The organism is Ruegeria atlantica, from assembly GCF_013032455.1.
Taxonomy (GTDB): Bacteria; Pseudomonadota; Alphaproteobacteria; order Rhodobacterales; family Rhodobacteraceae; genus Ruegeria; species Ruegeria atlantica_B.
In genome coordinates, this window is sequence record NZ_WQCF01000013.1 from 56,218 (window position 1) to 81,595 (window position 25,378).

At 60.7% G+C, this 25,378-nt stretch carries 25 protein-coding genes and 1 riboswitch; of the genes, 4 read left to right on the forward strand and 21 right to left on the reverse strand.

Annotation, left to right across the window (positions count from 1 at the left end; translation table 11 throughout):
- Positions 1-28: 28 nt before the first annotated feature.
- On the forward strand, positions 29-502 hold the full coding sequence (locus GOW93_RS18190) for a rhodanese-like domain-containing protein (protein ID WP_170387388.1): 474 nt from the start codon (positions 29-31) through the stop codon (positions 500-502).
- A complete protein-coding gene (locus tag GOW93_RS18195; protein ID WP_170387391.1) occupies positions 499-1,314 on the forward strand; it encodes an alpha/beta hydrolase family esterase in 816 nt (271 codons plus the stop codon). The genes GOW93_RS18190 and GOW93_RS18195 overlap by 4 nt, the downstream gene beginning before the upstream one ends.
- Here the strand turns inward: GOW93_RS18195 and mdoH are convergent, their stop codons facing one another.
- From mdoH to GOW93_RS18230, 7 genes are all read right to left on the reverse strand, one after another.
- Complete coding sequence (gene mdoH / locus GOW93_RS18200) at positions 1,315-3,183, reverse strand: glucans biosynthesis glucosyltransferase MdoH (RefSeq protein ID WP_170387393.1); 1,869 nt, start codon at positions 3,181-3,183, stop codon at positions 1,315-1,317.
- Complete coding sequence (locus GOW93_RS18205) at positions 3,180-4,679, reverse strand: glucan biosynthesis protein (RefSeq protein WP_170387395.1); 1,500 nt, start codon at positions 4,677-4,679, stop codon at positions 3,180-3,182. The genes mdoH and GOW93_RS18205 overlap by 4 nt, the downstream gene beginning before the upstream one ends.
- Positions 4,676-5,893, reverse strand: a complete 1,218-nt coding sequence (locus GOW93_RS18210; RefSeq protein ID WP_170387397.1) for an OpgC family protein — start codon at positions 5,891-5,893, stop codon at positions 4,676-4,678. Before GOW93_RS18210 ends, GOW93_RS18205 begins: the two co-directional genes overlap by 4 nt.
- 34 nt (positions 5,894-5,927) lie before the next feature.
- Positions 5,928-7,298, reverse strand: a complete 1,371-nt coding sequence (locus GOW93_RS18215) for a tetratricopeptide repeat protein (protein WP_170387398.1) — start codon at positions 7,296-7,298, stop codon at positions 5,928-5,930.
- A gap of 181 nt (positions 7,299-7,479) precedes the next feature.
- On the reverse strand, positions 7,480-8,664 hold the full coding sequence (locus GOW93_RS18220; RefSeq protein WP_170387400.1) for a CaiB/BaiF CoA transferase family protein: 1,185 nt from the start codon (positions 8,662-8,664) through the stop codon (positions 7,480-7,482).
- A complete protein-coding gene (locus GOW93_RS18225) occupies positions 8,651-10,270 on the reverse strand; it encodes a thiamine pyrophosphate-binding protein (RefSeq protein ID WP_170387402.1) in 1,620 nt (539 codons plus the stop codon). Before GOW93_RS18225 ends, GOW93_RS18220 begins: the two co-directional genes overlap by 14 nt.
- A 79-nt stretch (positions 10,271-10,349) precedes the next feature.
- Positions 10,350-10,808, reverse strand: coding sequence for a DUF302 domain-containing protein (locus GOW93_RS18230; protein ID WP_170387404.1), 459 nt, complete (start codon positions 10,806-10,808; stop codon positions 10,350-10,352).
- A gap of 140 nt (positions 10,809-10,948) precedes the next feature.
- Here GOW93_RS18230 and GOW93_RS18235 point away from each other — a divergent pair, with 140 nt between their 5' ends.
- Positions 10,949-11,293, forward strand: coding sequence for a DUF1636 family protein (locus GOW93_RS18235; protein ID WP_368039687.1), 345 nt, complete (start codon positions 10,949-10,951; stop codon positions 11,291-11,293).
- On the opposite strand, the gene GOW93_RS18240 is transcribed toward GOW93_RS18235, so the two are convergent.
- The 9 genes from GOW93_RS18240 to cbiE form a co-directional block, all read right to left on the reverse strand.
- Complete coding sequence (locus GOW93_RS18240) at positions 11,290-11,784, reverse strand: hypothetical protein (RefSeq protein ID WP_170387408.1); 495 nt, start codon at positions 11,782-11,784, stop codon at positions 11,290-11,292. The genes GOW93_RS18235 and GOW93_RS18240 overlap by 4 nt on opposite strands.
- 64 nt (positions 11,785-11,848) lie before the next feature.
- The gene (locus GOW93_RS18245; RefSeq protein WP_170387409.1) at positions 11,849-12,547 is read right to left on the reverse strand and encodes a CbtA family protein; all 699 of its coding nucleotides are present in this window, start codon (positions 12,545-12,547) and stop codon (positions 11,849-11,851) included.
- Positions 12,548-12,551: 4 nt separating this feature from the next.
- Positions 12,552-12,722 (reverse strand): CbtB domain-containing protein, encoded by a 171-nt coding sequence (locus GOW93_RS18250; protein ID WP_170387411.1) that lies wholly within the window; start codon positions 12,720-12,722, stop codon positions 12,552-12,554.
- A 37-nt stretch (positions 12,723-12,759) separates the two neighbouring features.
- A riboswitch (cobalamin riboswitch) is annotated at positions 12,760-12,965 on the reverse strand.
- Between the two features lie 43 nt (positions 12,966-13,008).
- Positions 13,009-13,752, reverse strand: a complete 744-nt coding sequence (gene cobF, locus GOW93_RS18255; protein WP_170387413.1) for a precorrin-6A synthase (deacetylating) — start codon at positions 13,750-13,752, stop codon at positions 13,009-13,011.
- Complete coding sequence (gene cobA, locus GOW93_RS18260) at positions 13,745-14,473, reverse strand: uroporphyrinogen-III C-methyltransferase (RefSeq protein ID WP_170387415.1); 729 nt, start codon at positions 14,471-14,473, stop codon at positions 13,745-13,747. The genes cobF and cobA overlap by 8 nt, the downstream gene beginning before the upstream one ends.
- Positions 14,470-15,792 (reverse strand): cobyrinate a,c-diamide synthase, encoded by a 1,323-nt coding sequence (locus GOW93_RS18265; RefSeq protein WP_170387417.1) that lies wholly within the window; start codon positions 15,790-15,792, stop codon positions 14,470-14,472. Before GOW93_RS18265 ends, cobA begins: the two co-directional genes overlap by 4 nt.
- The gene (cobM, locus tag GOW93_RS18270; protein WP_170387418.1) at positions 15,779-16,573 is read right to left on the reverse strand and encodes a precorrin-4 C(11)-methyltransferase; all 795 of its coding nucleotides are present in this window, start codon (positions 16,571-16,573) and stop codon (positions 15,779-15,781) included. Before cobM ends, GOW93_RS18265 begins: the two co-directional genes overlap by 14 nt.
- Positions 16,574-16,575: 2 nt before the next feature.
- Positions 16,576-16,938, reverse strand: coding sequence for a cobalamin biosynthesis protein (locus tag GOW93_RS18275; protein ID WP_170387420.1), 363 nt, complete (start codon positions 16,936-16,938; stop codon positions 16,576-16,578).
- A complete protein-coding gene (gene cbiE, locus GOW93_RS18280) occupies positions 16,935-18,134 on the reverse strand; it encodes a precorrin-6y C5,15-methyltransferase (decarboxylating) subunit CbiE (protein ID WP_170387422.1) in 1,200 nt (399 codons plus the stop codon). The genes GOW93_RS18275 and cbiE overlap by 4 nt, the downstream gene beginning before the upstream one ends.
- Between cbiE and GOW93_RS18285 the strand changes: the two genes are divergently transcribed.
- Positions 18,133-18,882: a cobalt-precorrin-6A reductase gene (locus GOW93_RS18285; protein WP_170387424.1), complete on the forward strand. Its 750-nt coding sequence runs from the start codon at positions 18,133-18,135 to the stop codon at positions 18,880-18,882. The two genes, cbiE and GOW93_RS18285, sit on opposite strands and share 2 nt — an antisense overlap.
- Here GOW93_RS18285 and cobJ read toward each other — a convergent pair.
- Genes cobJ through cobN form a run of 5 tightly spaced genes read right to left on the reverse strand, consistent with a single transcriptional unit; the run spans position 18,855 to position 25,375 of the window.
- Positions 18,855-19,607, reverse strand: coding sequence for a precorrin-3B C(17)-methyltransferase (gene cobJ, locus GOW93_RS18290; protein ID WP_170387426.1), 753 nt, complete (start codon positions 19,605-19,607; stop codon positions 18,855-18,857). The two genes, GOW93_RS18285 and cobJ, sit on opposite strands and share 28 nt — an antisense overlap.
- On the reverse strand, positions 19,604-20,332 hold the full coding sequence (locus tag GOW93_RS18295) for a precorrin-2 C(20)-methyltransferase (protein ID WP_170387428.1): 729 nt from the start codon (positions 20,330-20,332) through the stop codon (positions 19,604-19,606). The genes cobJ and GOW93_RS18295 overlap by 4 nt, the downstream gene beginning before the upstream one ends.
- On the reverse strand, positions 20,329-20,958 hold the full coding sequence (locus GOW93_RS18300; protein ID WP_170387430.1) for a precorrin-8X methylmutase: 630 nt from the start codon (positions 20,956-20,958) through the stop codon (positions 20,329-20,331). The genes GOW93_RS18295 and GOW93_RS18300 overlap by 4 nt, the downstream gene beginning before the upstream one ends.
- On the reverse strand, positions 20,958-22,085 hold the full coding sequence (gene cobG / locus GOW93_RS18305) for a precorrin-3B synthase (protein WP_170387432.1): 1,128 nt from the start codon (positions 22,083-22,085) through the stop codon (positions 20,958-20,960). The genes GOW93_RS18300 and cobG overlap by 1 nt, the downstream gene beginning before the upstream one ends.
- On the reverse strand, positions 22,082-25,375 hold the full coding sequence (cobN, locus tag GOW93_RS18310) for a cobaltochelatase subunit CobN (protein ID WP_170387434.1): 3,294 nt from the start codon (positions 25,373-25,375) through the stop codon (positions 22,082-22,084). The genes cobG and cobN overlap by 4 nt, the downstream gene beginning before the upstream one ends.
- Positions 25,376-25,378 lie beyond the last annotated feature (3 nt).

The following is a 25,378-nucleotide window of genomic DNA, read 5'->3' on the forward strand; positions in this document are numbered from 1 at the left end:
TCGATCCGTCGGCGCAGGAGGTGACTGTATGGCGGACAAGTTGAACCGAACTCGAAGATGGGTTTTGTTAGGCGGGGGCGCTGCCATCGCCGTCGGGTTCGCCATTCGAGAGTACCGACTGATCCCACAGGACTATGCTGGCGGTCAAATAAGCGTAGCGGAGGCGCATGAACTGGCGCTGTCAGGTGATATCCTGTTGGTGGATATTCGCACTCCGCGTGAATGGAGGGCGACCGGGATCGGCGACGGAGCGCAGCCTTTGGACATGCGCCGCGAGGATTTTGAGCAGGCGTTGACGCGATTAACCAATGGCGACCGAGGCGCCCCCGTGGCGTTAATCTGTGCTCGTGGTGTGCGATCGGCGCGGCTGAGTAACAGGTTGACCGAGGCAGGGTTCACACACATCATCGACGTGCCCGAGGGCATGCTGGGTTCGGCCGCAGGGCCGGGATGGGTGCGCGCCGGGTTGCCGGTTCAATACAATACAGGAGAGGCAGGATGATCCGTGCATTTGCCTTGGCGACAGGGCTGGCGCTGGTGGGGCAGGCAGGTTTTGCCGCTTGTGCCGATCAGGAGGACAAATGCGAAACCGAAATGGGCGGGTATCATATCGAACTGCCCGAGGCTGAGAACCCGCCACTGGTGGTGTTCCTGCATGGGTACGGTGGTACGGCGACTGGTACACTTAAGAACCGTAACATGGTCGAGCCGTTGCTGGCGCGGGGCTACGCGGTGATGGCCCCTGAGGGGTCGGATCGGAATGGCCGTAAAAGCTGGAACTTCTTCCCCGGATGGGAGGGGCGAGACGAACCCGCATTCCTGACCGAAGCGGTGCAGGATGCCTCGGCTCGGTTTGGGGTAGATGCGGATCGCGTGGTGCTGGGCGGTTTCTCTGCCGGAGCGTTCATGGTCTACTATCTGGCCTGTGCCGCACCAGAGACATTCTCGGCCTATGTCCCCGTGTCAGGTGGTTTTTGGCGTCCACACCCGGAAACTTGTGATGGCCCTGTGCGGATGTTCCACACTCATGGCTGGACTGACAATGTTGTTCCACTGGAAGGGCGTATTCTGGGCGGAGGTCGGTTCCATCAGGGCGATATCTTTGCCGGGCTGGAAATCTGGCGTGTAGCCAACGAATGCGCAGACACAAAGCCCAGCGGGTTTTCAAACACGGGCACGTTCATGCGGCGGTATTGGGCCGGATGCGCGGAGGGCAGCGCGTTGGAATTCGCGCTGTTTCCTGGCGGGCACAATGTGCCCAAAGGGTGGGCGGACATGATGGTGGACTGGTACGAAGGCCTGCCGGGTGGGTGATCACTCGGCAGGTGTCATAACGCCTTTACCTTCGATCACACGCTTCAGCTCATCCCGATGGCGGCGGGCCGAGCGGGTAATGGCGGGTTCGTGGAAATCTTCCTTCATCCCAACCATGCGGCGGGCGGCGCCAGCCGATACACCACTCAGCGCGGACAGCGGAATTGCCAGGGCAAGACTAATGGCGATCGGAGCCAACCAGATCGACACGAGGCCGTAAAGGATACCAACACTCAGCGCGAGGCCGCTAATGGTTTCCAGCGTGTGGCACAGGATCAGTGTCTTCAGGCCATAGGTTCCGCCATCGCGTGCTTGCGGGGACCAGCCCTTTTGAAGGCCCAGAGCGGTACGGAAAACCGCAATCATCTGTTGCACCATCAGGATAGGGGCATAGAGGATCGACAGGATAACCTCGGCCAAAAAGGACGTCAGAAATTTTGACCCGCCGCCGAAGTCCGAGTAGCGTACTCCGCTGAGGGGTAGGGCCAGAACACCCAGCACTTTGGGTGCAAGCAACATCGCGTACATTACCAGAATGATCAGCACGTGACGGGTTTCCGTCATCTCGGGCCATTGCGGGAACAGCGGGTTGTCGGGGCTGAAATAATGAAGGACCGAGGCGTCTTCACCTTGACCGATCAGCGCCCACATCACCAACAGCGCAAACCACAGTGGCGACATCAGATAGCCCACCGCACCGTGGAACATATGAAAGCGCGACACAGCACGGAAACCCGTCGAGCCTAGCAGTTTGAGGTGCTGCAGATTTCCCTGACACCAACGGCGATCCCGCAATGCGTGATCAATCAATGTGGGTGGGGTTTCCTCGTACGAACCACGGATGCGTGGCAAGAACCGTACAGCCCAGCCAGCGCGGCGCAGCAATCCAGCCTCGACGAAATCGTGGCTCATGATCAGTTTTTCCTGACCATTGAGAGCCCGCAGTTTCGGAAGGCCCGCGCTTGAGGCAAAAGCCTTTGTTCTGATGATAGCGTTGTGACCCCAATAATTGCCTTCCTGCCCGCACCAGCGCGCCAGACCTTCGGCAAAGGCGATGCCGTAGACGCCGTTGGCAAACTGCTGCATCCGGGCAAAGACCGACTGTGCGCCGATCAGTTGCGGATAGCTTTGGATCAGGCCCGCACCGGGATCGCGTGCCAGCGAATCCGTCAGGCGCATGATGGCACGGCCCGTCATCAGACTGTCGGCATCCATCACCAGCATCGCATCCCAATCTGCGCCCCAGCGGCTGACCCAGTCGGCGATATTACCCACTTTGCGGTCGGTGTTTTCCTCGCGGCGGCGGTAATACAATTCCAGACCGGGGGCGAGGGTTGTGCGCAGCGCCTCGATGCTCGCCTGTTCCTGTGCTGCGATCTCTGGGTCGCGGGTGTCGGACAGGATAAACATGGCATAGTGGTGCCGACCGCTTCGTGCTTGCAAGTCTTCAAGCATCGTACGGGCATTGCCCAGCACGTTCCAAGGCACCTCGTTATAGACGGGCATCAGAAGCGCCACGCGCAAAGGCTGCGGTCGCCCTTCGCGTTTCGGCTGTTCCTGCCGTGACAGGGACACCATGCCCAACAGCACGGTACAAACCGTGAAGGAAATCCAGAAGAAGTTGAACGAGATCAGCGCCAGCAGGATGGCTTCGATCAGGTTGATACCTTCGGCCCCGAACCAGTCGGTCATCACCCACAGCAAGCCCAGCGTGGCCGCCATCGCGGGTGAAAACGCCAGAGCGCGCCAAAATCCGGCTGAGGGGTGCTTGCCATGCGGCACTTGTGCATCCCGAAAATCCGCACGAAAGTCCTGTGCGGGCATAGCCAGAGGAGCCTCGGGCGGCATGATATGCAGATCCTGGGTCATGCAGTCCATCGGTATAGCCAAACCTCAGAGGCTGGCTGCTTGTCCTTCAGCAACTGCGCGCGCAGTTCCACGTGATTGCGCTCGCCCGGTTGGAAGGAGAACGCCAGCCGCAGACCGCCAGTATCAGGATTGCGCTGCAGCACGCCGTCGGAGGTTTCGGCATGGGGAGAGTCGACAAAAATGGTCATCGCCTCTGGGTCGTCGAAAAGATCAGAGGCTTCAAAGTCGATGACGGCCAGACGGCCTTCGCCAAAGGTGTTGTCGCCCATCGCCGTGCTGATCACGCGCGGCATCGGCGTGCGCTGCGGCTCGTCGCCCCAGATCAGGCGATAAGACAGGTCAACCTGACTGCCGGCTGCATAAGGCTCAGCCGGACGCCAATAGGCGACAATGTTGTCATAGATTTCCTGATCCGCGGGAATCTCGACCAGCGTGACCGTGCCTTTGCCCCAGTCGCCGTTGGGCTCGACCCACAGTCCGGGGCGTTTGTGATAATTTGCCTCAAGGTCTGCATAGTCCGAGAATTCGCGTTTCCGCTGCATCAGGCCAAAGCCACGCGGATTCATGTCGACGAAGGACGAAATCTGCAGCCGCGTCGGGTTGGCCAATGGTCGCCATAGGACTTCTCCAGCGCCATTGCGGATCAGCAGACCATCGCTGTCGTGGACGGCGGGTCGGAAATCATCGAACCGGCTGTGATTGGTCTGGTCGAACAGGAACATCGAGGTGCCGGGCGCGATGCCCACATGGGTCAGTTCTTCGCGCGGGAATAGTGTGGCTTCGATGTCCATCACACAATCCGCGCCTGCGGTGACATTGAACCGATAGGCACCGGTAACGCTGGGACTGTCCATCAGGGCATGGACCACCATGTCACGCTGGCCGGGTTTGGGGCGTTCTAGCCAGAAACGGATGAATTCAGGGAACTCCTCACCATCCGGATCGCCGGTTTTCAGGGCCAGACCGCGGGCTGACAGGCCGTAAACCTCGTGCAGGCCGATGGCGCGGAAATAGCTGGCACCCTGCCAGACGCAGAACTCATCGGTCTTGCCAGGACGGTGCATCTCGGTGCGCAGGCGCAATCCGGAAAAGCCCAGCGTGTCGTCGATCGGCAGCTCCGGTACATCCTCGGACTTGTCAAACATGCTCAGATCAAACGCGACCGGAGTAGCGTATCCGTTTTCGACCGTCGACACCTTAACGGTACGCGGGAAGTACAGTCCAGGCGTGAAGAAATCGATGTTGAAGGGCGTCTCGGTCTCATACCACAACGCGCGATCCAGACGGAAACGGATCGAGCGGTATTGCTGATAGGTCAGATCCTGCCATTCCTGTGGCACCATCTCGCGTTCGGCATAGGGGCGGCTGGCCAGATCCCGGGCCAATGCGATCACGTCGTTGCGGTCAAACGGAGTTTCCCCGCCGGTAGCAAATGTGGCCGGCGCGAAGGCAAGCGCAGAGGTCGAGGCCAAAAATGCGCGACGTGTAAAATTCATTTCTTTGCCTTCCAAGGTTGTGACTTAAACCAAGCGGCCATGTATGCCACGCCGATGATCATCGCAAAGCCAATCATGTTAGCGATGAACACACTGGCAACATCCCGCCCACTCAGGTCCAGTCCGACGCCGATAAGCCGTGCTGCTGCCATGGAAAATACGAATACCACCAGCGATTGTTGTCCAACCTTGGTGATAACGGTCAGCAGGAATTGCCAGACTTTGGCCGCCGCGCCGTGACCGGTGGCGATCAGGCGATGGCCGTGCTCACCGGCGACAACCCAACCCAGATAGGCCAGCGACAGGAAGTGCAGGTAACGGAACAGGCCGAAGTCGGTCTTGTCGCGGAATTCTTTCGTAATGGGCCAGACCTTACGGATTTCTTCGGCCAGATCGGGGGCCGCAGCATTGATCCAGCTAAATACTTTCCACGAGCCAAATGGCATCGATAAAATCAGAAACAGCGCGGCCGCCCAGATCAGGGCCTTGGACACCGGCGGCGCGGGAATCCAGCCGCGCATGAAGGCAAAGCCGGTGAAGAACAGCAACTGCCAGCCAAAGGGGTTAAAGAACCACTGACGGTCAGACCAAGGCTCGGCCGGAAGGTCCAGAACATCGGTCTGCGCCACCAGCCACAGCGTGATCGATGCCAAGGCCACAGCCCAGAACCCGATCCGAGACAACCCCATGACCAGCGGCATCATCGCCAATACCACCAGATACATCGGCAGGATGTCAAAGTAGTTCGGCACATAAGTCAGCGTGAACAGCCCCACGATCTGTGGCGCAGGATCGTTGAAAAAATGCTGTAGATTCAGGGACGAGATGTAGGTCTTCTCGAATAGCCCGCTCTGATCCAGTGCGGCCATGGTCATGGCAACAAAGAAGAACAGCCCGATATGCGCCCAGTAGACTTGCCAGATGCGGAAGGCGACACGGGCCGTGCCCATCCACCAGCCTTTGCGCAGAAACGCCCCGCCGAATGCAATGGCTGATGCCATGCCCGAGCAGAACACGAAAATCTCGGTGGCATCCGAAAATCCGAAGCGGGCCGGTATCCACTTGGCCCACGGGTCGTTGGGGATATGCGCGATCAGAATGATAAACATCGCGATACCGCGATAGAAATCCAAGCGCGGATCGCGCACACGGGCAGGGGCGGCCGTCGAGGCCGCCACCGGCGCAAAATCAGAAGCGGGCGATGCAGTCGCCATACGTATTCTGTCCTTCTGTGGTCTTTTTATTTTGTTATTCAGCCGGAACGCTTTGTGCGTCTCCGTTATTGCGGGCCGCGTCGATTAATACGCGGCGCGCCAGAGCGTAATTGTCCTCGCCCCCGGCACGTTTGGCGCGGCGATCGTCCAAGATGCGCTCGACTGCATCCAGACGGCCAGCGCGCAGGCCAGAGTCAATCGTGATGCGCTCGAATACATCACGTTGGGCGTGGCTGCCACCTGCCAATTGCATACTATTGCGGGCAGTCGACAGAAAATCGAATGCCGCACCGTAAAGCCCTTCGCCAAAGGCCTCAAGTCCCTTGGCTGCGGCGACACCCGGGTCGGACATGCGGATCGGTGTGTCACCTTGATTGCGTTGCGCATCCTTCTGAATACGCTGCAACATCTTACTAGTTGCGACGGTGCGGTTATCACCGGTCAGCGCCAGTAGATAGTGTAGATCGGCGAAAATCAGGCAGCCATCCTCGGTCCGGGCGGCGCTGAGATCAGCCAGTTCCTCCCAGCGGTTGCCAACATCGATGCCTTCCAGCTCCAACCGCGACAGCAGTGACGTGGCGTTTGAAATGTCGCGGTAATCGTCAGTTTTGTCCTGACGGATGTAGTTGTCATACAGTTCCATCACCTGATCGACCTGACCCAGATCCAGATGCATCAGCGCCTTGTGCCACCAGACGTGATAGCGGAAATTGTTACAGTGGGTCCAGGCATCCTCGCGCCCGGCCAGCCAGTCCAGGCCCAACTGCGCATTGCCGGTCATCTCATGCACGTGGGCCACCGCGTGCAGACCCCATGCATCGTCCGAAACCATCCAAAGAGCCTGACGTCCGGCAATCTCGGCTTTTTCATAAGCGCCGGTTTCCTCCAGCGCGAATGAGTGGCAGCCCAGCAGGTATCCACGCCCGGCGTGGTCGGGCGCATAGGCCGGCATAACGCGTTCGATTGACCGGCGCATCCCGGCGGAATCACCCAGAACAAACCGCGTTGCATGGCTGAGCTTCATCGCCAGTGTATCTTCGGGGTGCTTGCGCAGAATTTCTTCGAACTTTTGTACCGCTTGTGAGGGCAGGTCGGCCAGATACAATTCCAGAGCCTGTACATATAGCTTTTCACGTGCCGAGACTGGTTGCCGTTCCATTGCTGCATTGGCTGCGGACAGGGCCTCTACCGCCACCGCAGTCATCTCGCGTCGGCCCAGCAGGACCATGAACAGGCCTTTGATGGCATGACCAAGGGCAAAGTCGGGTTCAAGCTCCAGCACTTTGCCCAGATGTTGCGGTGTGCTTGCCGAATGCGCCATGAAGCCAAGCAGAACACCGTTCCACGCCTCAACACTTGCCGTCTGGCTGAGGGTGTTCATCTGTCCGAAAACGTCTTGTTTCATGCGTATGGTCCGATCCAAGTGAGAATTTTTATACTATTCGATTTATCAGAGACTATGGCCGCTTCGTATCAGTATCGCCCGTGCTCTCGAATTGGTGAAAAGCTGTGTGTGTAAAACGTGAAAATAACCGCCGATTCAACGGCATGTTTCAGCAACATGCCGCCGAATTAGGCATTGTGTTTCAATCTTCAAAGGGGTTCTTGGCGTTCAGTACGGTCTGAGTGTCGGCGCCGAACTCTGGCGGGGCGGTACGGTAGGTGACCGGTGTGCGCGACAATTTCAGCGGGTTTCCGATCAGATTTACCTCGCCCGGGGCGGCCTGCATGGCGATCTGCATCTGCCGCGCTGCGACCTGATCGGTAGCAAAGACCTGATCCATGGTCTGCACCGGACCGACAGGCACCTTACGTGTTTCCAGCTCGGCGATTACAGTCGCCATGTCATAGGCCTGAACCGCCGGGCGTAGCACCGCATTCAGTGCGTCCCGATTTTCGAGCCGCGCAGGGTTTGTGGCAAAGCGCGGGTCATCGGCCAGTTCGGGATGCTCTATAAAGTCACAAAAACGGCGAAACTGGCCATCATTGCCAACTGCTAGAATCACGTGACCATCGGCGGTTTCATAGACGTCATAGGGTACGATATTCGGGTGGCCATTGCCGCGCCGCTGAGGCACTTGGCCCGAGGTCAAATAGTTCACGCCCTCATTGATCAGCCACGCCACCTGCGCATCCACCAGCGCCAGATCAATCTGCTGGCCCTCACCTTTCTGGTCGCGGTGACGCAGGGCGGCCAGAATGCCGACGGTTGCGTACATCCCGCACATGACGTCGGCAATGCCTACGCCCACTTTCATCGGGGCGCCGTCTGGATCTCCGGTCAGCGACATGATCCCGCCATACCCTTGCGCCATCAGGTCATAACCCGGTTTCGAGGAATTCGGTCCAGTCTGGCCGTACCCCGAGATCGAGCAGTAGACGAGGCCCGGCAATTCTTGCGCCAACGAGGCATAGTCCAGCCCGTATTTTGCTAGTCCGCCGGGTTTGAAATTCTCGATCAGGATATCCGCGTGGGAAGCCAACCGCTTGATCTCGGCTTGCCCCTCAGCGGTGGCGATGTCGATGGCAACAGATTTCTTGTTCCGGTTGGTCGACATGAAATAGGCGCTCAAGTCTGAGCGGTTTCCTTCGGCGTCTTCAACGTAAGGAGGGCCCCATTGCCGCGTGTCATCGCCCCCGGTGGCCGGGTTTTCGATCTTGATGACGGTCGCCCCCAAATCGCCCAGCAATTGAGTGCAAGTTGGTCCGGCCAGAATGCGCGAAAGGTCCAGTACTTTGACACCTTTCAGCGGTCCCTCAGATGCGGCCATCATATCCTCCACGCTCGATTTCTGCGGCGATGACGGTGAAGCGGTCGGCTGTGACCGCCTGTTCCAGCGCCGACCGCAGTTCTGCGCGGTTGCGAACGGTATGTCCATAGCCACCAAAGGCTTGTCCCATAGCAGCAAAGTCGTGGCGGTCGAAATCGACACCTTTGTTGCCCATCTGACGCTGGCGCTGTTTCAACTCAATTAGAGCGAGGCTGGCGTCGACAAAGACCAGAAAGATCGGATTGCCACCCATCTCGGCGGCGGTCGACAGCTCTCCAGCAACCATCAGGAACCCAGCATCACCTGAAAAGCTGATGACCGGGCGGTCCGGTTCGGCCAGTTTCAGGCCAATCGCCATCGGCACTGCGCAGCCCATGGTGCAGAGCGCCGAGGATTGGATCAGTCCGCGCTCTTCATGGCAATCCCACATCTGGCTTAGCAGGATGCGATGCGCGCCGCTATCTGCGGTCGCCAGCGTTTCGACGGGTAGTGAGGCACGGGTTTCGGCAATCACTGCAGCGGGGCCCCAATCGTCATCGGTAGGGAAGGCCTGCGCCAGCGCGGCCTTGACCTGCGCAGGCTCGCCACTCGGCCATGTTGCACGGGCAGGGTTGCCTTTGGCGATGGCCTCTAGCGTGGCACCGGTATGGGCCACCAGATTCAACCCGGCCTGGTGCATGTAGTGGTCATTCACCACAGCCGAGATGTCTATGACACGCTTTTCCTCGGGGTCCCAAATCTCGCGCCAACCCGGGCGCATTTCGATCGGGTCGTAGCCCAGACACAAAACCAGATCGGATTGCTCGACCAACGGCACCAGATGTTTGTCGGCCAGCGGCGATAGCCCTGCGCCGCCAAGGCACAGCGGGTGATCCTCGGGGACTACGCCCTTGGCTTTGTAAGTGGTGACAAAGGGGATGCTGAAATGTTCCAGAAACGCCTGCACCACGTTGCGCGAGTCGTCATAGAGCACGTCCAGACCCACAATCGCGATGGGCCGTTCAGCCTCGGCCACCCAGCGGCGGGCCTTTTCGACGCAATTCCCCTCGGGCGCGACGGCGGCGGGTTTCTTAAGGCGGCGGCGTTTGACACCCGAAACGCGCGTGTCTGCAATCGAGATCGGTACGTCGATATGCACCGGGCCGGGGCGCGGCTGGTTCGCCAGCGAGACGGCCTTATCAGCAACGATATCTGCGCCTTGCGCCGTCAGGGTAAACGTCCCCTTGGTGATCGAACGATAGACCTGCGCATGATCCATCACCTGATGCGTGTACGTCAGTGCCTCATCTGCATCGACGCAACCGGTCAGCACGATCATCGGCACCCGGTCTTGCAGCGCGTTAGCAACCACGTTGATTCCGTTCATTGCGCCGGGGCCAAGGGTCGCTACCAGAATGGCAGGCGCACCGTCGCGGTGATGCACTGCCTCGGCCATGAAACCGGCGGCGTTTTCGTGCTTGGTCAGATGAAAGGTGATCCCGGCCTGTTCAAGTGCATCAACCAACGTCAGAACTTCGCCACCGGGCATGCCGAAGGCATGACGGCACCCGGCCTCATAAAGTCGTTGAGCCAATAGGTCAGCCGCGCGCGGGGAGAGGTCCTGCATCAGTTATGCTCCGAAATATTTGTTGCACAGGAGATTGCGGAGGACGCGTCCGGGCGCAAGCTGGTTCACGTCAGTGTGACTATTTGACTGCAGATTCCGCCACTGCCTGAAACTTTGTGTCAAGTTCGGCGGCGATCTGGCGCAGGGGTTCTCCTCCCTCGTCTACATAAGGAGCAAAAACAAAGCTGGGCGTTTTGTAGGACAGAGTTGCGGTACCGTCCTCGTTCTCTGTCACGTAAAAGCGGATAGGTGCTTCAATCATGGCACTGACCGATGTTTCCAGAACGCGAACGGCGTAGTCGTTGTTGAAGGCACCGATAACCAAGTTGCCGGGAATGGTGATCCCGCGCGCTGCGGCAGCCTTGGTTGGTCCGGCCTGGGTGACCACGATCAACCCGTTTTCCTTCACTGCGGATTTGGTGTCAGTAACCAGTTCATCATAGCTTTTGTCGGTGGGTAACACAGCCCATCCTGATAACGGTTCATCCGCTAGGACGGGCAGGGCCAGAAGGCAGAGCAAAGCCAATATCGCGCGCATGTCGGGGCCTCGTTTTGTGTGACTGACCAAGTGATGACAGAAATCCCCGAGCGGCGCATCTACAATCCTTTTGCATTCAGGATTGCGAAGATGGCCATAAACCCTCAGAAACATGCGGACGATACAGGATGAGGCCGCGAGTGGACCGGATACACCTTTTGATCTGCAGCAGTTGTTCAGGCCAGCGCGATCGCGTGGCCGAGCGGCAGGCCGTTGGCGTAGCTCTGTCTCGTGCCGGATTGGAAGATCGCGTTGAGGTCTCGGATCACGCCTGTTTCAGCGGTTGCTCGGAACCGACCGCGCTGGCGCTGCAATCTGCTGGCCGGGCTTCTTATGTATTTTCAGGGGTCAATATCGTTGCGGATGCCGAGGATATCGCCGCAACCTGTAACACCTATCTGGATAGCCCCGAGGGCTGGATCGAAGACGCCCGTCCTTGCGGGCGGCTTCGGATGTGTTTGCGTGCGCGTATTCCGGCGCTTTAATCGACCTGAACGGTGATTGCAGCACTGACCGGAACATCGTCGACTGTCAGCGGGCTATGGCTGTTGGCGTTCAGTGAGACCGAGACCTCAACCTCGCCCTTCGGCAAATCAGGGATGTGCATCCAATTGCCATAGAGCCGGGCCAGTTTCTCGCCATTTACATAGACATGCGCGTGACCTTCGCCGTCCTTGTCGGCGGCAGAAGCGTTTTCCGGTGAGAACCGGAAGTTTTGTGGCATGACGTGAAGATTCCAACCGGCCATCGGATCTTGGGTCAGCGCGATTTCCAGGCCGGGCGCGTCCGGGCCTGCGGGTAGGTTCACCGCAGTTGAGTGGTCATGAGCCACCGCCTCGGCATGAGCGCCGCCGTGATGTGCGGGGTCGCCATGGTCGTGGCCGTCAAACGTGACACCGTTGGCTGCGGCCAGCACGAATCCTGCGCCGCCGCCGAACACCAGACCGATTGCAAATAGGGCAAGTGAGCGAGCCATTTTCTTTCCTTATAGGCAAACAGAAACGCGCCGGGCGGAACCCGGCGCGCATGGGATGAAACGATCAGGCCGTCGCGTCGATGCGCTTGCCTTCGCTTTGCCAGAAATAACCGGCGAAAGCGCCAACCAGAACCCAGGCCACCAGACCGATGCCAAAGGCACGGGCCGCGAAAAGGGCGCCGATCTCGGTTGGGACAGGGCCGGTGAACACATCCGGTTCAGGCGCACCGATCAGGTGCGGTGCCAGCATTAGGGCGGCCGCGACCACATAGCTGATCAGGTTGCCGCCAAAGGCAATCAACCACATTGCTACGATCGCTGCGCCAACTGTCGCAAACCACCAGACCTGACGTGCGTAAACGTCCGCTGCTGCCACACCGGGCACTTCGGGTGCTAGGGTAAAACCCGGTGCAAGGTGGAAAGCGATAAAGCCCGCCAGACCCCACAGAACGCCGGTGCGACCGTCAATCTTGTGGCCATTGCCTTCAGCCACCGACATCAGGGCAACCATCATCAACGCGTAGCCGGTATAGGTCAGCATGGTGAAGATGACACTTAACGCATCGCGGGTCAGCTCCGAGAACATACCCGGCAACTCGGGGTGCGCGGAAACCGCTTCTCCACCGAAATGAACCAACTCGCCTGATTCATAGAGTTCAGCGTGCAGCAAAACGGGTTGCACAAAGACCAACTGCAGCAAGGCGGCTATCAGCCCCGCTGCAGCACCAGCGAACAACGCGCTGGTCAGTATACGACTGAACATGGTCTTAGTGGCAGGGGAAGCCGGTCGCGTGACGGACGTCATGCGCAGCATCGTGCAGTGCCGCGGCCTGAACGTGACCGGTCAGCGTGACGATGCCCAGACCCAGAACCACTGCGAACATGACCGGTACAAAACCTGTGCGCGCGGCGGATGCTGTTTTTGTTAGTGTTGCCATCTTTAGTTCTCCTCTGCCGCCGCACCCGACGGCCGGTGTTTCAATTACATGCCTGGCAGGTCTCCTGGCTTGCGGGTCGATGCCTCTGTTCGCCTTCCCCCTGAAAACAGGAGTGGCTGGTTGAACAGGGCTCACCGCTTACAGTCGCGGGGGCGGCTTTGGTATTGACCACCGCAGTGGTCGCACCAAATTCCCTCTTAGCTTCCGGATGCCTCCGGCGGGACCAGACACCTTCATTTAGACGTTTTGACGGTAATGGCGCAATCGTCATTTGCGACCTATTTCGTCAGTTCACGCGCTTTTTCAGTAAATAGATATCCATGATCCAGCCATGATCGGCGCGCGCGCTGGCGCGTGTGTCCAGAATCTGCTGTGCCACACCTGCCAGAGGCCCCGAGATCAGGATTTCCTCTTTCATACCGACGTAAGCGCCCCACCAGATGTCATATTCGGCCATCTCCAAGGATTGGAATGAACATTCGCCATCCAACATAACCGCAACTTTTGAGGCTTTTGCGGGCCATCCTTCATCGCGAATACGCCGTCCGGTGGTAACCACATAGGATGCACCCAGATCGTTGATCGGAATCGCATGGGCTGCGGTCAGAGCCTGCAGCGCGGTGATTCCGGGAACGACCCGAGTTTCCGGTTGTGGGGTCAAACGTGACGCGATTCGCAGAGAGCTGTCGTACAGCGACGGATCGCCCCAAATCAGAAGCGCCACGTGGCGAACGTCGGGATTGGCCGAGATCGCCTCCTGCCAGCGCAGCGCGATCGCGTCGTGCCACTCATCGACACCTCGCAGATAGCCATCGTCCGACCTGCGCTTGGGAATATCGAAATACGCAATCTGCGGCGGCGTGTCGGTAACGGTCGCGATGATCTCTTCGCGCAACCCGGCCAGATCGGCCTTATTTTCACCTTTGCGGGGGATCAGGATCAGATCCGCATCGCGGATGGCCTGCGCACCCTGCAAGGTCACGTGGTCCGGGTTGCCAGTGCCGATACCTATCAGGGTCAGATCAAACATCGTCGAATTCTGCCAATGGGCCATATAGGATCAGGGCCGGGGCTGTGCCAATCTCAGTGCTCAGTTGTTCAGACAGTGCCCCGACGGTTGCACGGTGTAGCTTCTGATCTGGTGTTGAAACGGATTCGGCCATCATCGCAGGCGTTTCCAAAGGCAACCCGTGTTTGTGCAGGGTTTCGACCAGTAAAGGAAACGTCCGCTTGCCCATGAATACCACAGTCGTCGCATCAGGATCGGCCAGAGCGGGCAGGTTCAGGTCTTCGGGCAACTTGCCGCTAACGTCGTGGCCGGTGACGAATTGTACCCGCCGCGCCGTCAACCGACGGGTCAACGGAATCCCCGCCGCCGCCGCCGCCGCGACCGCCGATGGGATGCCGGGGATGATTTCGTATTCGATTCCGGCTTCGCGCAGGGCCAGAAGTTCTTCCTCCAGTCGCCCAAACATCCCGCCATCGCCGGATTTCAAACGCACGACATGCTGACCGGTCTGCGCATACTCCACCAGCAACCGGCTGACATGGTCCTGCTTGGGAGAGGGCCGCCCGGCGCGTTTGCCGACGCCAACCAAATCGGCATCCTCGCGCGCATGGCTTAGGATCGGGCCGCTGCTGAGATCATCAAACAACACCGCGTCTGCCTTTTGCATCCGGTCGACCGCTTTCAGCGTCAACAATTCCGGATCGCCAGGGCCAGAACCGATGAAGGACACAAATCCGCTCATGCCGAGGCCTCCGCGATCAGGTGAAAGAATGTGCCGGTCACGTTACCGCGTACCGATCCGGTCTGCGGGCCCTCGGCGCCTTCTGCGTCAAACACGCGCGCCAGCGGAGCGTCCGGCTGCTCGACAATTGAGGAATAGTGGAACTCATGCCCGCGCAGGGCCGAGCCGACCCCGTAGCCGGGCATTTGAGCCAGCAATTCCGCCTTGCGATAGCCGAGGTTGAACTTGCGCTTCTCATACGAAGTCACCAGCCCCAGCAATCCTGCCATCTGATGACGGGCGCCATCCTTGTCGATCAAGCCCTGACCTAGGGCCATGTACCCCCCACATTCTCCATGAACCGGCTTAGTTTCCGCATGTCTGCGAAGCCCCGCCAGAAAAGTTTCCGCAGCGGCCAGTGTACCGGCATGCAGCTCAGGATACCCACCAGGCAACCAGACCAGGTCCGCATCCGTTGCGGGGCTTTCGTTTGCAAGTGGAGAAAATGGCAGAATCTCCGCACCGGCCGCGCACCAGCCTTCCAGCAAATGCGGATAGGTGAATGAAAACGCCGCGTCGCGTGCCAGCGCGATCCGCTGGGCTGGGGGCCGCGGCAGCGTGGCGGACGATGGCCCCTGCGGGCCTGAGGACGCCGCCATCTTGATCGCCTCCAAATCCACATGCTCTCGCAGAAATGCCGCATATCCGGCAATCGCCGTTTCAAGATCGGGATGCTCGACCGCCTGGATCAGCCCAAGGTGCCGCTCCGGCAGGGTCAAGTCTCCTCGACGGGGAAGAACGCCCAGAACGGGCAGTCCCGCGCGCTCCATTCCCAATCGGGTAAGACGCTCATGGCGCGGGCTGGCGCATCGGTTCAGGATCACGCCAGCGAAGGGTAGGTCGGGATTGTACATGCGGAAGCCCAGCGCCGTTGCCGCCGCCGACTGCGCCTGACCACCCACGTCCAGCACCAGCACGACTGGCCAACCCATCCGCAACGCGGTTTCGGCACTGGAGCCATGCCCCAATTCTCCGGGCTTGGCGACCCCGTCAAACAAGCCCATTGAGCCTTCGGCCACAACGATATCCGCGCCTTCGGCCTGCGCCGAAATGGCGTTCAGCAGCGGATCACCCATCGCCCAGCTGTCCAGATTGAACGAGGACCGACCCGCCGCTGCCCGGTGGAAGGCCGGGTCGATATAGTCCGGGCCACTTTTGAACGGTTGAACGGTCAGCCCATCCTCGGCCAGTGCACGCAACAGTCCCAGCATGACGGTCGTTTTACCAGTACCCGAGGAAGGTGCAGATATCAGTAGGCCCGGAGGATTAGTCATCACCATGGCTCCAACTAGACCACGGGCTATCCGCGCTCTGCGGACGATACCGCCGGTCGTAATCCTTAGAATATAGGCAGCTTTCGTCAAAACCCTCGCCCGCCAGTGCAGGGCCAACCATGATCAATGCCGTGCGCGAGATGCTCTCGTCTAGCGCCTCTTTTAATGTCGCCAGTGTTGCCCGGATTATCCGCTCGTCCGGCCAACTGGCGCGGTAGACCACGGCGACAGGGCACTCTGCGCCATAGGCCGGTGTCAGATCGGCGATCACCTTGTCCAGATTGCCGATCGACAGATGGATCGCCAGGGTCGCCCCGGTGCGGGCGAAGTTTTCCAAGGTTTCACCTTCGGGCATTGAGGACGCGCGCCCCGGCGTCCGGGTCAACACGACCGATTGTGCCAGACCGGGCAGGGTCAACTCTGTTCCCAAGGCGGCAGCGGCGGCGGCAAAGGACGGCACGCCGGGGGTTACACTGACGGGGATGCCCATTTCCTTCAGGCGGCGGATTTGCTCTCCCATCGCCGACCAAACCGACAGGTCGCCGGAATGCAGCCGTGCCACGTCTTGACCGGCCTGATGCGCGGCCTCGATCTCGGCCATGATCTGATCCAGATCCATCGGCGCGGTATTAATAATCTTTGCGTCTTTGGGGCAATGGCCCAAAATCTCTTCGGGCACTAGCGACCCGGCATAGAGGCATACTGGACAGGAGGCGATGATATCGCGCCCGCGCAGGGTCAACAGGTCGGCGGCACCCGGTCCGGCGCCGATGAAATGAACGGTCATGTCTATCCTCCGATGGCGACGGCGCAGGTTGCAAGCCGGTCGTCCGAGATTTGTCTGTGTGAGATCAGCCGCGCACCATGTCCGGCGGCGGCAAGAGCGGATGCTTCGGCCACGCTGCCGGTGCCATAAGTGGCGCGGCTGCGGTTCGAGCAGGTGAGGGTTCGCTGTCCTGCCAAATCAGCAGGCGCGACGAAATACAGGGGCAGGGCGGCGGCAGTGGCGAATTCGGCAAGTGCCCTGTGGCCTTCCTTGTCTGCCACGGTGGCCAACGCCTCCACGTTTTGACCGGCACTCGCCTTTTCAAAGGCTGTGCGCAGGCTGTCCACCGTCGCCGTAGATGAAAATCCGATACCGGCAACGATCATAGGGTGACGCTCCACTGCACCACCGGATAGGCGGACTTCCAACCGCGGCGTGGGCCAAGGGCCGAGGCTTGGGCCAGTTCGATACGCAGAAGCTCCCCACCCAGTTCATGGTGCCAATGTGCTAGCAGCGCCTCGCTTTCCAGCGTCACTGCGTTGGCGACCAGCCGCGTGCCAGCGGGCAAGGCGTCGCGCAACCAAGCCAGCAGGTTGGCGCTTAGCCCGCCACCGATAAAGACGACATCGGGCAAGGGAATTCCGTTCAGACCATCCGGTGCAGTACCGTGGATCACGTTCAACCGGTCTTGTCCCAGTGTATCGGCGTTACGCCGGATACGTTCGGCGCGGTCCTCGCGCGGTTCGATTGTGGTCGCGGTCAGGGTCGGATCGCACATTAGCCATTCAATACTGATGGACCCGGTGCCACCGCCGATATCCCAAAGGTGCTCGCCCCGCTGAGGTGCCAGCGCCGACAGCGTAAGGGCCCGAACAGGTCGTTTTGTGATTTGGCCGTCAGTTTCGAAAATCTCATCCGGCTTGCCCGATGCCTTTGGAAAGGCGCGCCCTTTGCCTTCAACCTCAAGCCCCACACAAACCGGGTGGTCGAAGCCGCCCAACAACGCCTCGGTCAGCGAGACGCTCCGCGCCCGCTCGCGAGGGCCACCGAGCGCCTCCATCACATGCAAGCGTGTATCGGCAAAACCTGTCTCGGTCAGATATGTTGCCAGTTCTGCTACTGCTGCCCCATTGCGTAACAACAGGATGGCGAGCAGACCGGGCGCCAAATGTGGTCGCAGCCGCGTCAGCGGGGCCGCGTGCAGACCGAACGTCAGCGTGCTTTCCAGCGGCCAGCCTAGCCGTGCGGCAGCGAGCGAAAAGGTCGATTGGCCAGGCAGGGCGGCCCATTCACCAGCCTCGAAATTACGCGCGATAACAGAACCCGCGCCGAACCAGAACGGATCGCCCGAGGCCAGAACGACGGTTGGTCGCCCGCGGAATCCGGTCAGGATCGGCAGGCCATCGGCGAACGGTATGGGCCATTCCACCCGTTGCGCGCTGGTTTCAGCCACCAAGGACAAGTGGCGCGGCGGTCCCATGATGATTTCAGCACGTTCCAGCACTTGACGGCTTGCGGGGGGCAGGCCATCCAGTCCATCTTCGCCCAAGCCCAAAACGGTCAGCCACGGAGCCTCAAGCATGACACACCTCCTGATCCTTGGCGGCACGACCGAGGCCAACGCTTTGGCCAAAGCTGTGGCCGAGCAGGGCATTCCGGCGACCTATTCCTACGCCGGTCGCGTGGATAGCCCGCGCCCGCAGCCTGTGCCGGTGCGTGTCGGAGGCTACGGCGGAGCAGACGGGTTTGCGCGGTACCTGCGCGATCACGCGATTACCCACGTGGTCGACGCCACCCATCCTTTCGCCGCGCAGATGAGCCGCAATGCTGTGAGTGCCAGCCGCGAGGCGGGTGTCCCGTTGGCCGCGCTGACCCGCCCGCAATGGGAGGCGCAAGAAGGTGATAGGTGGCTGCATGTACCTGACATCGAGGGCGCGGTGGCCGCTCTGTCCGGTCCGGCGCAGCGCGTCTTTCTGGCCGTGGGTCGGATGCATCTTGAAGACTTCGCCGCCCAACCCCAGCACCATTACCTGCTGCGCTTGGTGGACGAACCCGACGCTCTGCCCCTGCCGAATTGCGATGTTGTTGTCGCACGCGGGCCGTTTGCCGAAGCGGATGACCGGGCGCTTTTGCAGCGCCATGGTATCGAACTGGTTGTGTCCAAGAACGCAGGCGGCACCGGCGCGCGGGCCAAGCTGGATGCGACACGGGCGCTGGGCATTCCGGTGCTCATGATTGACCGACCGGCCCTGCCGCAGCGGACCGAACTGTCGAGTGTCGCACAGGTTCTGGACTGGCTGGCTCATTCCGGCGTGAACCTCGGAGTGTAGACGATTGGGGTGCTGTCCCGTTCTATCACACGGGTCAGCGATGAGCCGACAATCACAACGGTCTGCATGTCGGCCATATCTGGTGTCGCTTCGGCAAGAGTCGAAATTCGGATCGCCTCATCCGCGCGCGAGACGGCTCGGGCGAATAGAATAAGACGTTCGGGCTCGCATTCCTCACGCAGGATTTCCAGCGTTTTTACAAAACCTTCTGGGCGGGATTTCGAACGTGGATTGTAGAACGCCATCGCGAAATCGCCCTGTGCCGCCAGACGAAGGCGTTTTTCGATCAGGGACCACGGTTTCAGGTTGTCGCTGAGGTTGATGGCGCAGAAATCATGCCCCAAAGGCGCGCCAGCGCGGGCAGACGCGGCCAGCATTGCAGTGATCCCCGGCAGCACATCAATCGGGATATCGCGCCAGTCCGCAGGACCATTTTCCAGCGCCTCAAACACTGCGGCGGCCATTGCGAACACACCCGGATCACCGGATGACACCACAACTACGCGTTTCCCCTCGGCCGCCATCTGCAGCGCGTGTTGCGAGCGGTCGATCTCGACACGGTTGTCACTGGCATGCAGGGTCAGTCCGGGGCGCTCAGCCACGCGCGCAACATAGGGGATGTAGCCAACCACATCTGTAGCTTCGGCCAACGCGGCAGAAACCTCGGGCGTGACTAAATCTTCATTGCCGGGGCCAAGGCCCGCGATTTTGATCCAGCCGCTCATGGGCGTCGTCCCTGACCATGTACGATGATGATCGAGAAATAAGGTGTCACTTTCTCACAAGCCTCGGACAGTTTTGTCACGGTTTGGTTCGGCATCTGTGCGAACTCGACAATCCACGCACGGTCGTAGAGGCCTGCCGTCTTTAGCGCCCGTTTCACTTTGTCGATGTTGCGCCCGATCTTCATCACCACCAGCGCATCGGTCTGCGCCATGCGTTCCGCCAAAGTATCCTCGGGAAGGGTGCCGACAAGAACGGTCAGGACATCATCACCCCAAGTGATCGGGTCGCCCGTGGCCGTCCACGCGCCAGACATACCAGTGATGGCGGGCACAACTTCAACATCAGCTCCGTCGCGTAGTCGACTGTAAAGATGCATAAAAGAACCATAGAAGAACGGATCACCTTCACACAGAACCACCACATCTTCGCCCCGGTCCGACAGGGATTTCAGATGTGCGGCGCAGTCTTTGTAGAACGCTGAAAGCAATTCATTATAGCGCGGATCGGTGACCGGGATTTCAGTGGTCACGGGGTATTCCATCGGGAATTCGATCGCATCACCTGGGATCATGCCGTTGACGATCTTACGCGCCTGACCGCTGCGGCCTGGCTTGCGGAAGAATGCAACGTGGCGCGCATTGCGCAACAGGCGGTCGGCCCGGACGCTCATCAGGTCCGGGTCGCCAGGGCCAAGGCCCACGCCATATATCTTGCCCGCGCTCATTCCGCGCGACTCGCGATGGCGTTAACGGCGGCGACGGTGATGGCGCTGCCGCCCAGACGGCCTTTGACGATACAGGACGGCACCGGTTGCGCTGCCCACAGGGCGTCCTTGGATTCGACCGCACCGACAAAGCCCACGGGGCAACCAATGATGGCAGCGGGGCGGGGGCAGTCCGGGTCTTCCAGCATGTTCAGCAGATGGAACAGCGCGGTTGGGGCATTACCGATAGCTACCAGAGCGCCCTCAAGATGCGGACGCCAGAGCTCTAGCGCCGCGGCAGAGCGGGTGTTGCTCATCTCAGCGGCAAGCGGGCGCACGCGCTCGTCATGCAAGGTGCAGATCACCTCGTTATCCGCGGGCAGTCGGAAGCGGGTGACGCCTTCGCTGACCATGCGTGCGTCACACAGGATCGGAGCACCATTTTCCAAAGCAGTGCGAGCAGACGTGACAAAATTCGGCGAAAAATGCACGAACTCTTCCAGCCCAACCATACCGGCGGCGTGGATCATGCGGACGGCGACCTGTTCTTCGTCGGCGTCGAACCGGGCCAGATCGGCTTCGGACCGGATGGTGGCAAAGCTTTCTTTATAGATCGCCGCGCCATCAGTTTCGTATGTATAGGGCATCAGGTCAGGTCCATGGTCTTGAGTGTTTCGAGTGTCAGGCCGTGCTTGCAGGGCTCATCTCCTGCGCGGCCTTGTTTGACAAGGTCAAATCGCCCATCGCGACCGACCAGAGTAACATCTGCGGGGCCCATCCGCGCGCAGCCTTTGGCGCAGCCCGAGACATGCAGGCTGCCGGTGACACGCGGCGCCAGAGCGCGGGCAATATCACGGGTTTCCGCCTGTGCCTGAGGGCAGTACGGCGCGCCTGGGCAGGCGTCAGTGGTCATCAGCGGGTCAGAGCCATCTGTCACAAAGGCCGGGGCGGGTATCGCCACCCCGCCTTCAAGCAGAAACAACCGCCACGGGGTAACCCGCAGGGCCGACGCGCCCGAGGAAGTGATCAGGTCGGCAAGAGGCCTTGCAGGCAATTGCCCGAACGCGGCGCCATATAGTGTGCCAAGGTCGCATGTGCCGGGCTGGATCGGCGTACCAATGGTACCGGGAAGGGAGCCGTGCCATTCCTGCGATAGGCCCTTAATCGCAACGACGCGCGCCATGCGGCGGGTGTCAGAGGTGTAGTTTTCGGCAAACCACCGCGCCAGATCGATCAATTGGTCTATGGCGTCGGCCTGTGACACTTTTCGTCCGGTCTCGCACCCATCGGCGCGAAGGATCAGGCCGTTCACTCCGGTTTCCAGCCGGATATCGGCTGAGTCCGCTGCCAACAGCCGGCTCGGGCCGGTGTCGATGGCAAAGCCAAATTTCGCAGGTAGGGAAGGCAGTTGCTCAAGCTGGTCAATCAGTTCCTGTGTCAACCGCGCGGTCAAATCACCTGCCTGATACAGCGGTGAGACCAGAATGTTTCGCCGCACCTCAATACCCGGCTCGGCGTCCAGCAGATCCAGCGCCGCCAGTTCCGCCAGCAGCTGCTGGTGGTCCGCTTCCTGCACGCCACGAAGCTGCAGATTGGCTCGGTTGGTCAGGTCGATGGTGCCATTGCCAAAACGATCGGCAAGTTCGCACAGTCCCAGCGCCTGCACCTTGCTCAGACGGGCCAGCCGAGGGCGAACCCGCACCACCAGCCCGTCGCCCGACATCATCGGACGGTGAGCTCCGGGGCACCAGCCTTGGACGATGGGCGCGCTCATGACAGACCCTCAAGATCGGCCCGGATCGAGTTCCGGCGGGTGTTCCAAAGCCCGGCCTCCAGCAGCGCGCGGAATCGATCCTGCATGGCCTGATGCGCTTGCGGATTGGCCTCTTGCAAAAAGGCGTCGACCTCGGCGTCGCCAAGAGTTGCGTCGTGGTAGAGGTCGAATAGATGCGGTGCGACGGTGCCAGACAGATGCGCGAACGAGGCCATGTGATCCAGCGTGGCCGCGATCTCGGCTGCGCCCCGGAACCCGTGACGTTGCATACCCGCGATCCAGCCGGGATTGGCAGCGCGGGCGTGAACGACGCGGCTGATTTCCTCGGGCAGGGTGCGGGCGCGCGGGTTTTCCGGATTGGTGTTGTCCAGATGATAGAGCTGTGCCGTGCCGCCGGTGATCTTCTTTGCAGCAGCAAACCCGGCCTCATGCGTGGCGTAGTCGTTGGCCAGCAGCAGGTCGGTCTCAGTCAGGTCCTGAAGGTGCACGAAACTGTCGGCATTGACGACGCGTTGGGTTATGCCGTTTTTGTCTTGCGCGATATGCTCGCCTTCCAGCGCGAAGGAGCTGGCCTCTAGCCACGCCTCACCGGCCTGTACGCGGGCCTCGTCGGTATAGACTTCGGACAGTTGGGTCATGTTGACGCCATAGCTGCCGGGCGCAGGCCCATAGACCCGTGCCGCAGGTTCCTGACCGGAGTAGGGGTTCCAATCCGGCGCTTCGTCTCGCTCGGACAATGCACGCACCGCCTGACCGAACAGCGCCGAAAGCGTCGGGAAAACATCGCGGAATAGACCCGAGACCCGCAAAGTCACATCCAGGCGCGGGCGGCTGAGGTCGGTGATCGGCAGCACCTCGATGCCCGAGACGCGCTCGGACCCCTTGTCCCAGATCGGTTTTACCCCCAACAGGTGCAGCGCCATCGCGAATTCTTCGCCAGCGGTCCGCATGGTGGCCGAACCCCACAGATCGACGATCAACCCCTTGGGATAGTCGCCTTCCTCTTGCAGGTGCCGCCGCACCAGTTCCTCCGCCAGCTTCACACCTTGGGTATAGGCGGCGCGCGTGGGCACTGATCGAGGGTCGGTGGTGTAGAGGTTCCGCCCGGTGGGCAGCACATCCGACCGCCCACGATAAGGGGAGCCGGACGGCCCGGCCTCGATCCGTCTGCCAGCCAGCGCGTCGATCAGAGCACTGCGCTCAGCATTTGCCGAGGGCGCGGGGTCGAAATTTCCGGTCACCTTAGGCACGCGGCCAAAGATATGCAGCCCGTCGCCGAACTGGCTTTCCTTGATGTCACAGACAAAGCGGTCGATGCGGGTGATTGCCTCGGCGGTGCAGGTGGCCTGATCGAGGCCAAGGTCGCCTTCCAGCCCAATGGCCTGCGCTTCTTCGCGAATATCCACCTGCAAGCGGTCGCGACGCTTGGGGTCAAGGCCGTCAGCATTCGAGAACTCGTCCAGCAGCGATTCAAGCCGCACCATCCGGTCAGGTGTGCCACTTTCCTTCATAGGCGGAGGGATATGGCCCAACGTGACGGCCCCGATGCGGCGTTTGGCCTGCGCGGCCTCGCCGGGGTCGTTGACGATGAACGGATAGATCACCGGCAGGTCTCGGATCAACGCCTCGGGCCAGCAATCGGCGGACAGGGCGACCGATTTGCCGGGCAACCATTCCAGCGTGCCATGCGCACCAATGTGGATCAGCGCATCCGCGCCCAGCTCTTTGCGCAGCCACAAATAGAAAGCCACATAGCTATGGCGCGGGGTGCGTGAGAGGTCGTGGTAATCGTCGTCACGTAACTCGGGTGTGCCGCGTTCCGGTTGCAGTGCGACCACAGCACTGCGACGGCGCAGGGCGGTGAAGCGGAAGGCTCCATCGACGTAGGTTGGGTCGTCTTCGGGCTTGCCCCAGACGGTTTGCAGATCGCTGCGCAGGGTCTCGGGCAATTCGGCCAGTGCGGTCAGGTAATCCGTCAGCGGCCATGAAATCCGGGCGTCTGGCAGCGCGTCGGCAATCGGTTCTTCGGGGGCGGTGTCGTAGCCTTCGCCCTCCAGATCGGACAGCATCGCTTCGGCCGAGGCCAGCGCGTCGAGGCCCACTGCGTGCGCCATTTGCCAATCCTTACCGGGATAGGTCGACAACACCAGAGCCGGGACTTGATCCTGTTTGGGTTTGTCGTTCAGGTTCAGCCAGCCGGACACTCGGTCGATGATTGCTTCGATCCGGTTCGGCTCTGCCCTGTGAGCGAAACGGGAGTATTCCAGATGCGGGTCGCGCTTGCCCGGTTCCTTGAACGACGCGATGCCTGCCGAAATCCGCCCGTCCACCTCGGGCAGCACCACATGCATGGCGAGGTCGGCCGGCGAGAGGCCGCGCTCCGCCTCGGCCCAGGCTTTGCGGCGGGACGTGGCGAGGGCGACCTGGAACACGGGCACGTTCGCCGCGTCTAAAGGTGACGTGCCCGATACGCCTTTGCCCGAGAATGAGGTGGCGTTGATGATCGCCGATGGAGCAAGCGCTACGACTTGTTCGCGCAGCCATTCGGCAGCTGCAGGTGCTTTGAGAGAAGGGGCAAACATACCCACAGCGTCAAACCCGCGTGCGCGAAGGCTGTGGATCAGGGCCGCAACCGGAGCTGTGTCTGCCGAGGTCAGATAGGCGCGGTAGAAGGTGACGAGGATGCGCTTTGCGTCGCCCGTGAACGCCGTATCAACCGGGATGACACCGCGATCCGGGCACCATGCTCCGCATTCGGGCAGGGTTTTGGCCCCCATCACCGGCCCGGCATAGAGCCCCGCCGCCAGTGCCATTTGAGCCAGCGCGGCCTGTGCCGCGACTTCACCACCGGTGTCACACAGATGCGCCAGACGACGCAGGGTCGAGACCGGTAGGGTGGAGTACTCATCCAGCCGCGTGTCCTCACGCCCATCCGCAGGCAGAACGGCCAGCGCGATGCCTTTGGCCTGCGCCAGCGCCAGAACCTGCTGCAACCCGTAGGACCAGTAGGGCACACCGCCGATCAGGCGGATCAGGATGCCCTTTGCACCCTCCAGAGTCTGTTCAACATATGTGTCGACAGACAGAGGGTGTTTCAGCGCCGTCAGGTTTGCCAGCCGCATCGTCGGCATCCGCCCCTCGGGCCCGCCACCGCGATGCCAGCCCGCCGCGAAAGCACCAAGGTCGCTGTCGGAAAAGGACAGCACAACCAGATCCGCCGGGCTTTGGCCCAGATCGGTCGGGGTCTCGGTTTCTTCTAACCCGTGGCTTTCGCGGAAGACGACGTGCATAGC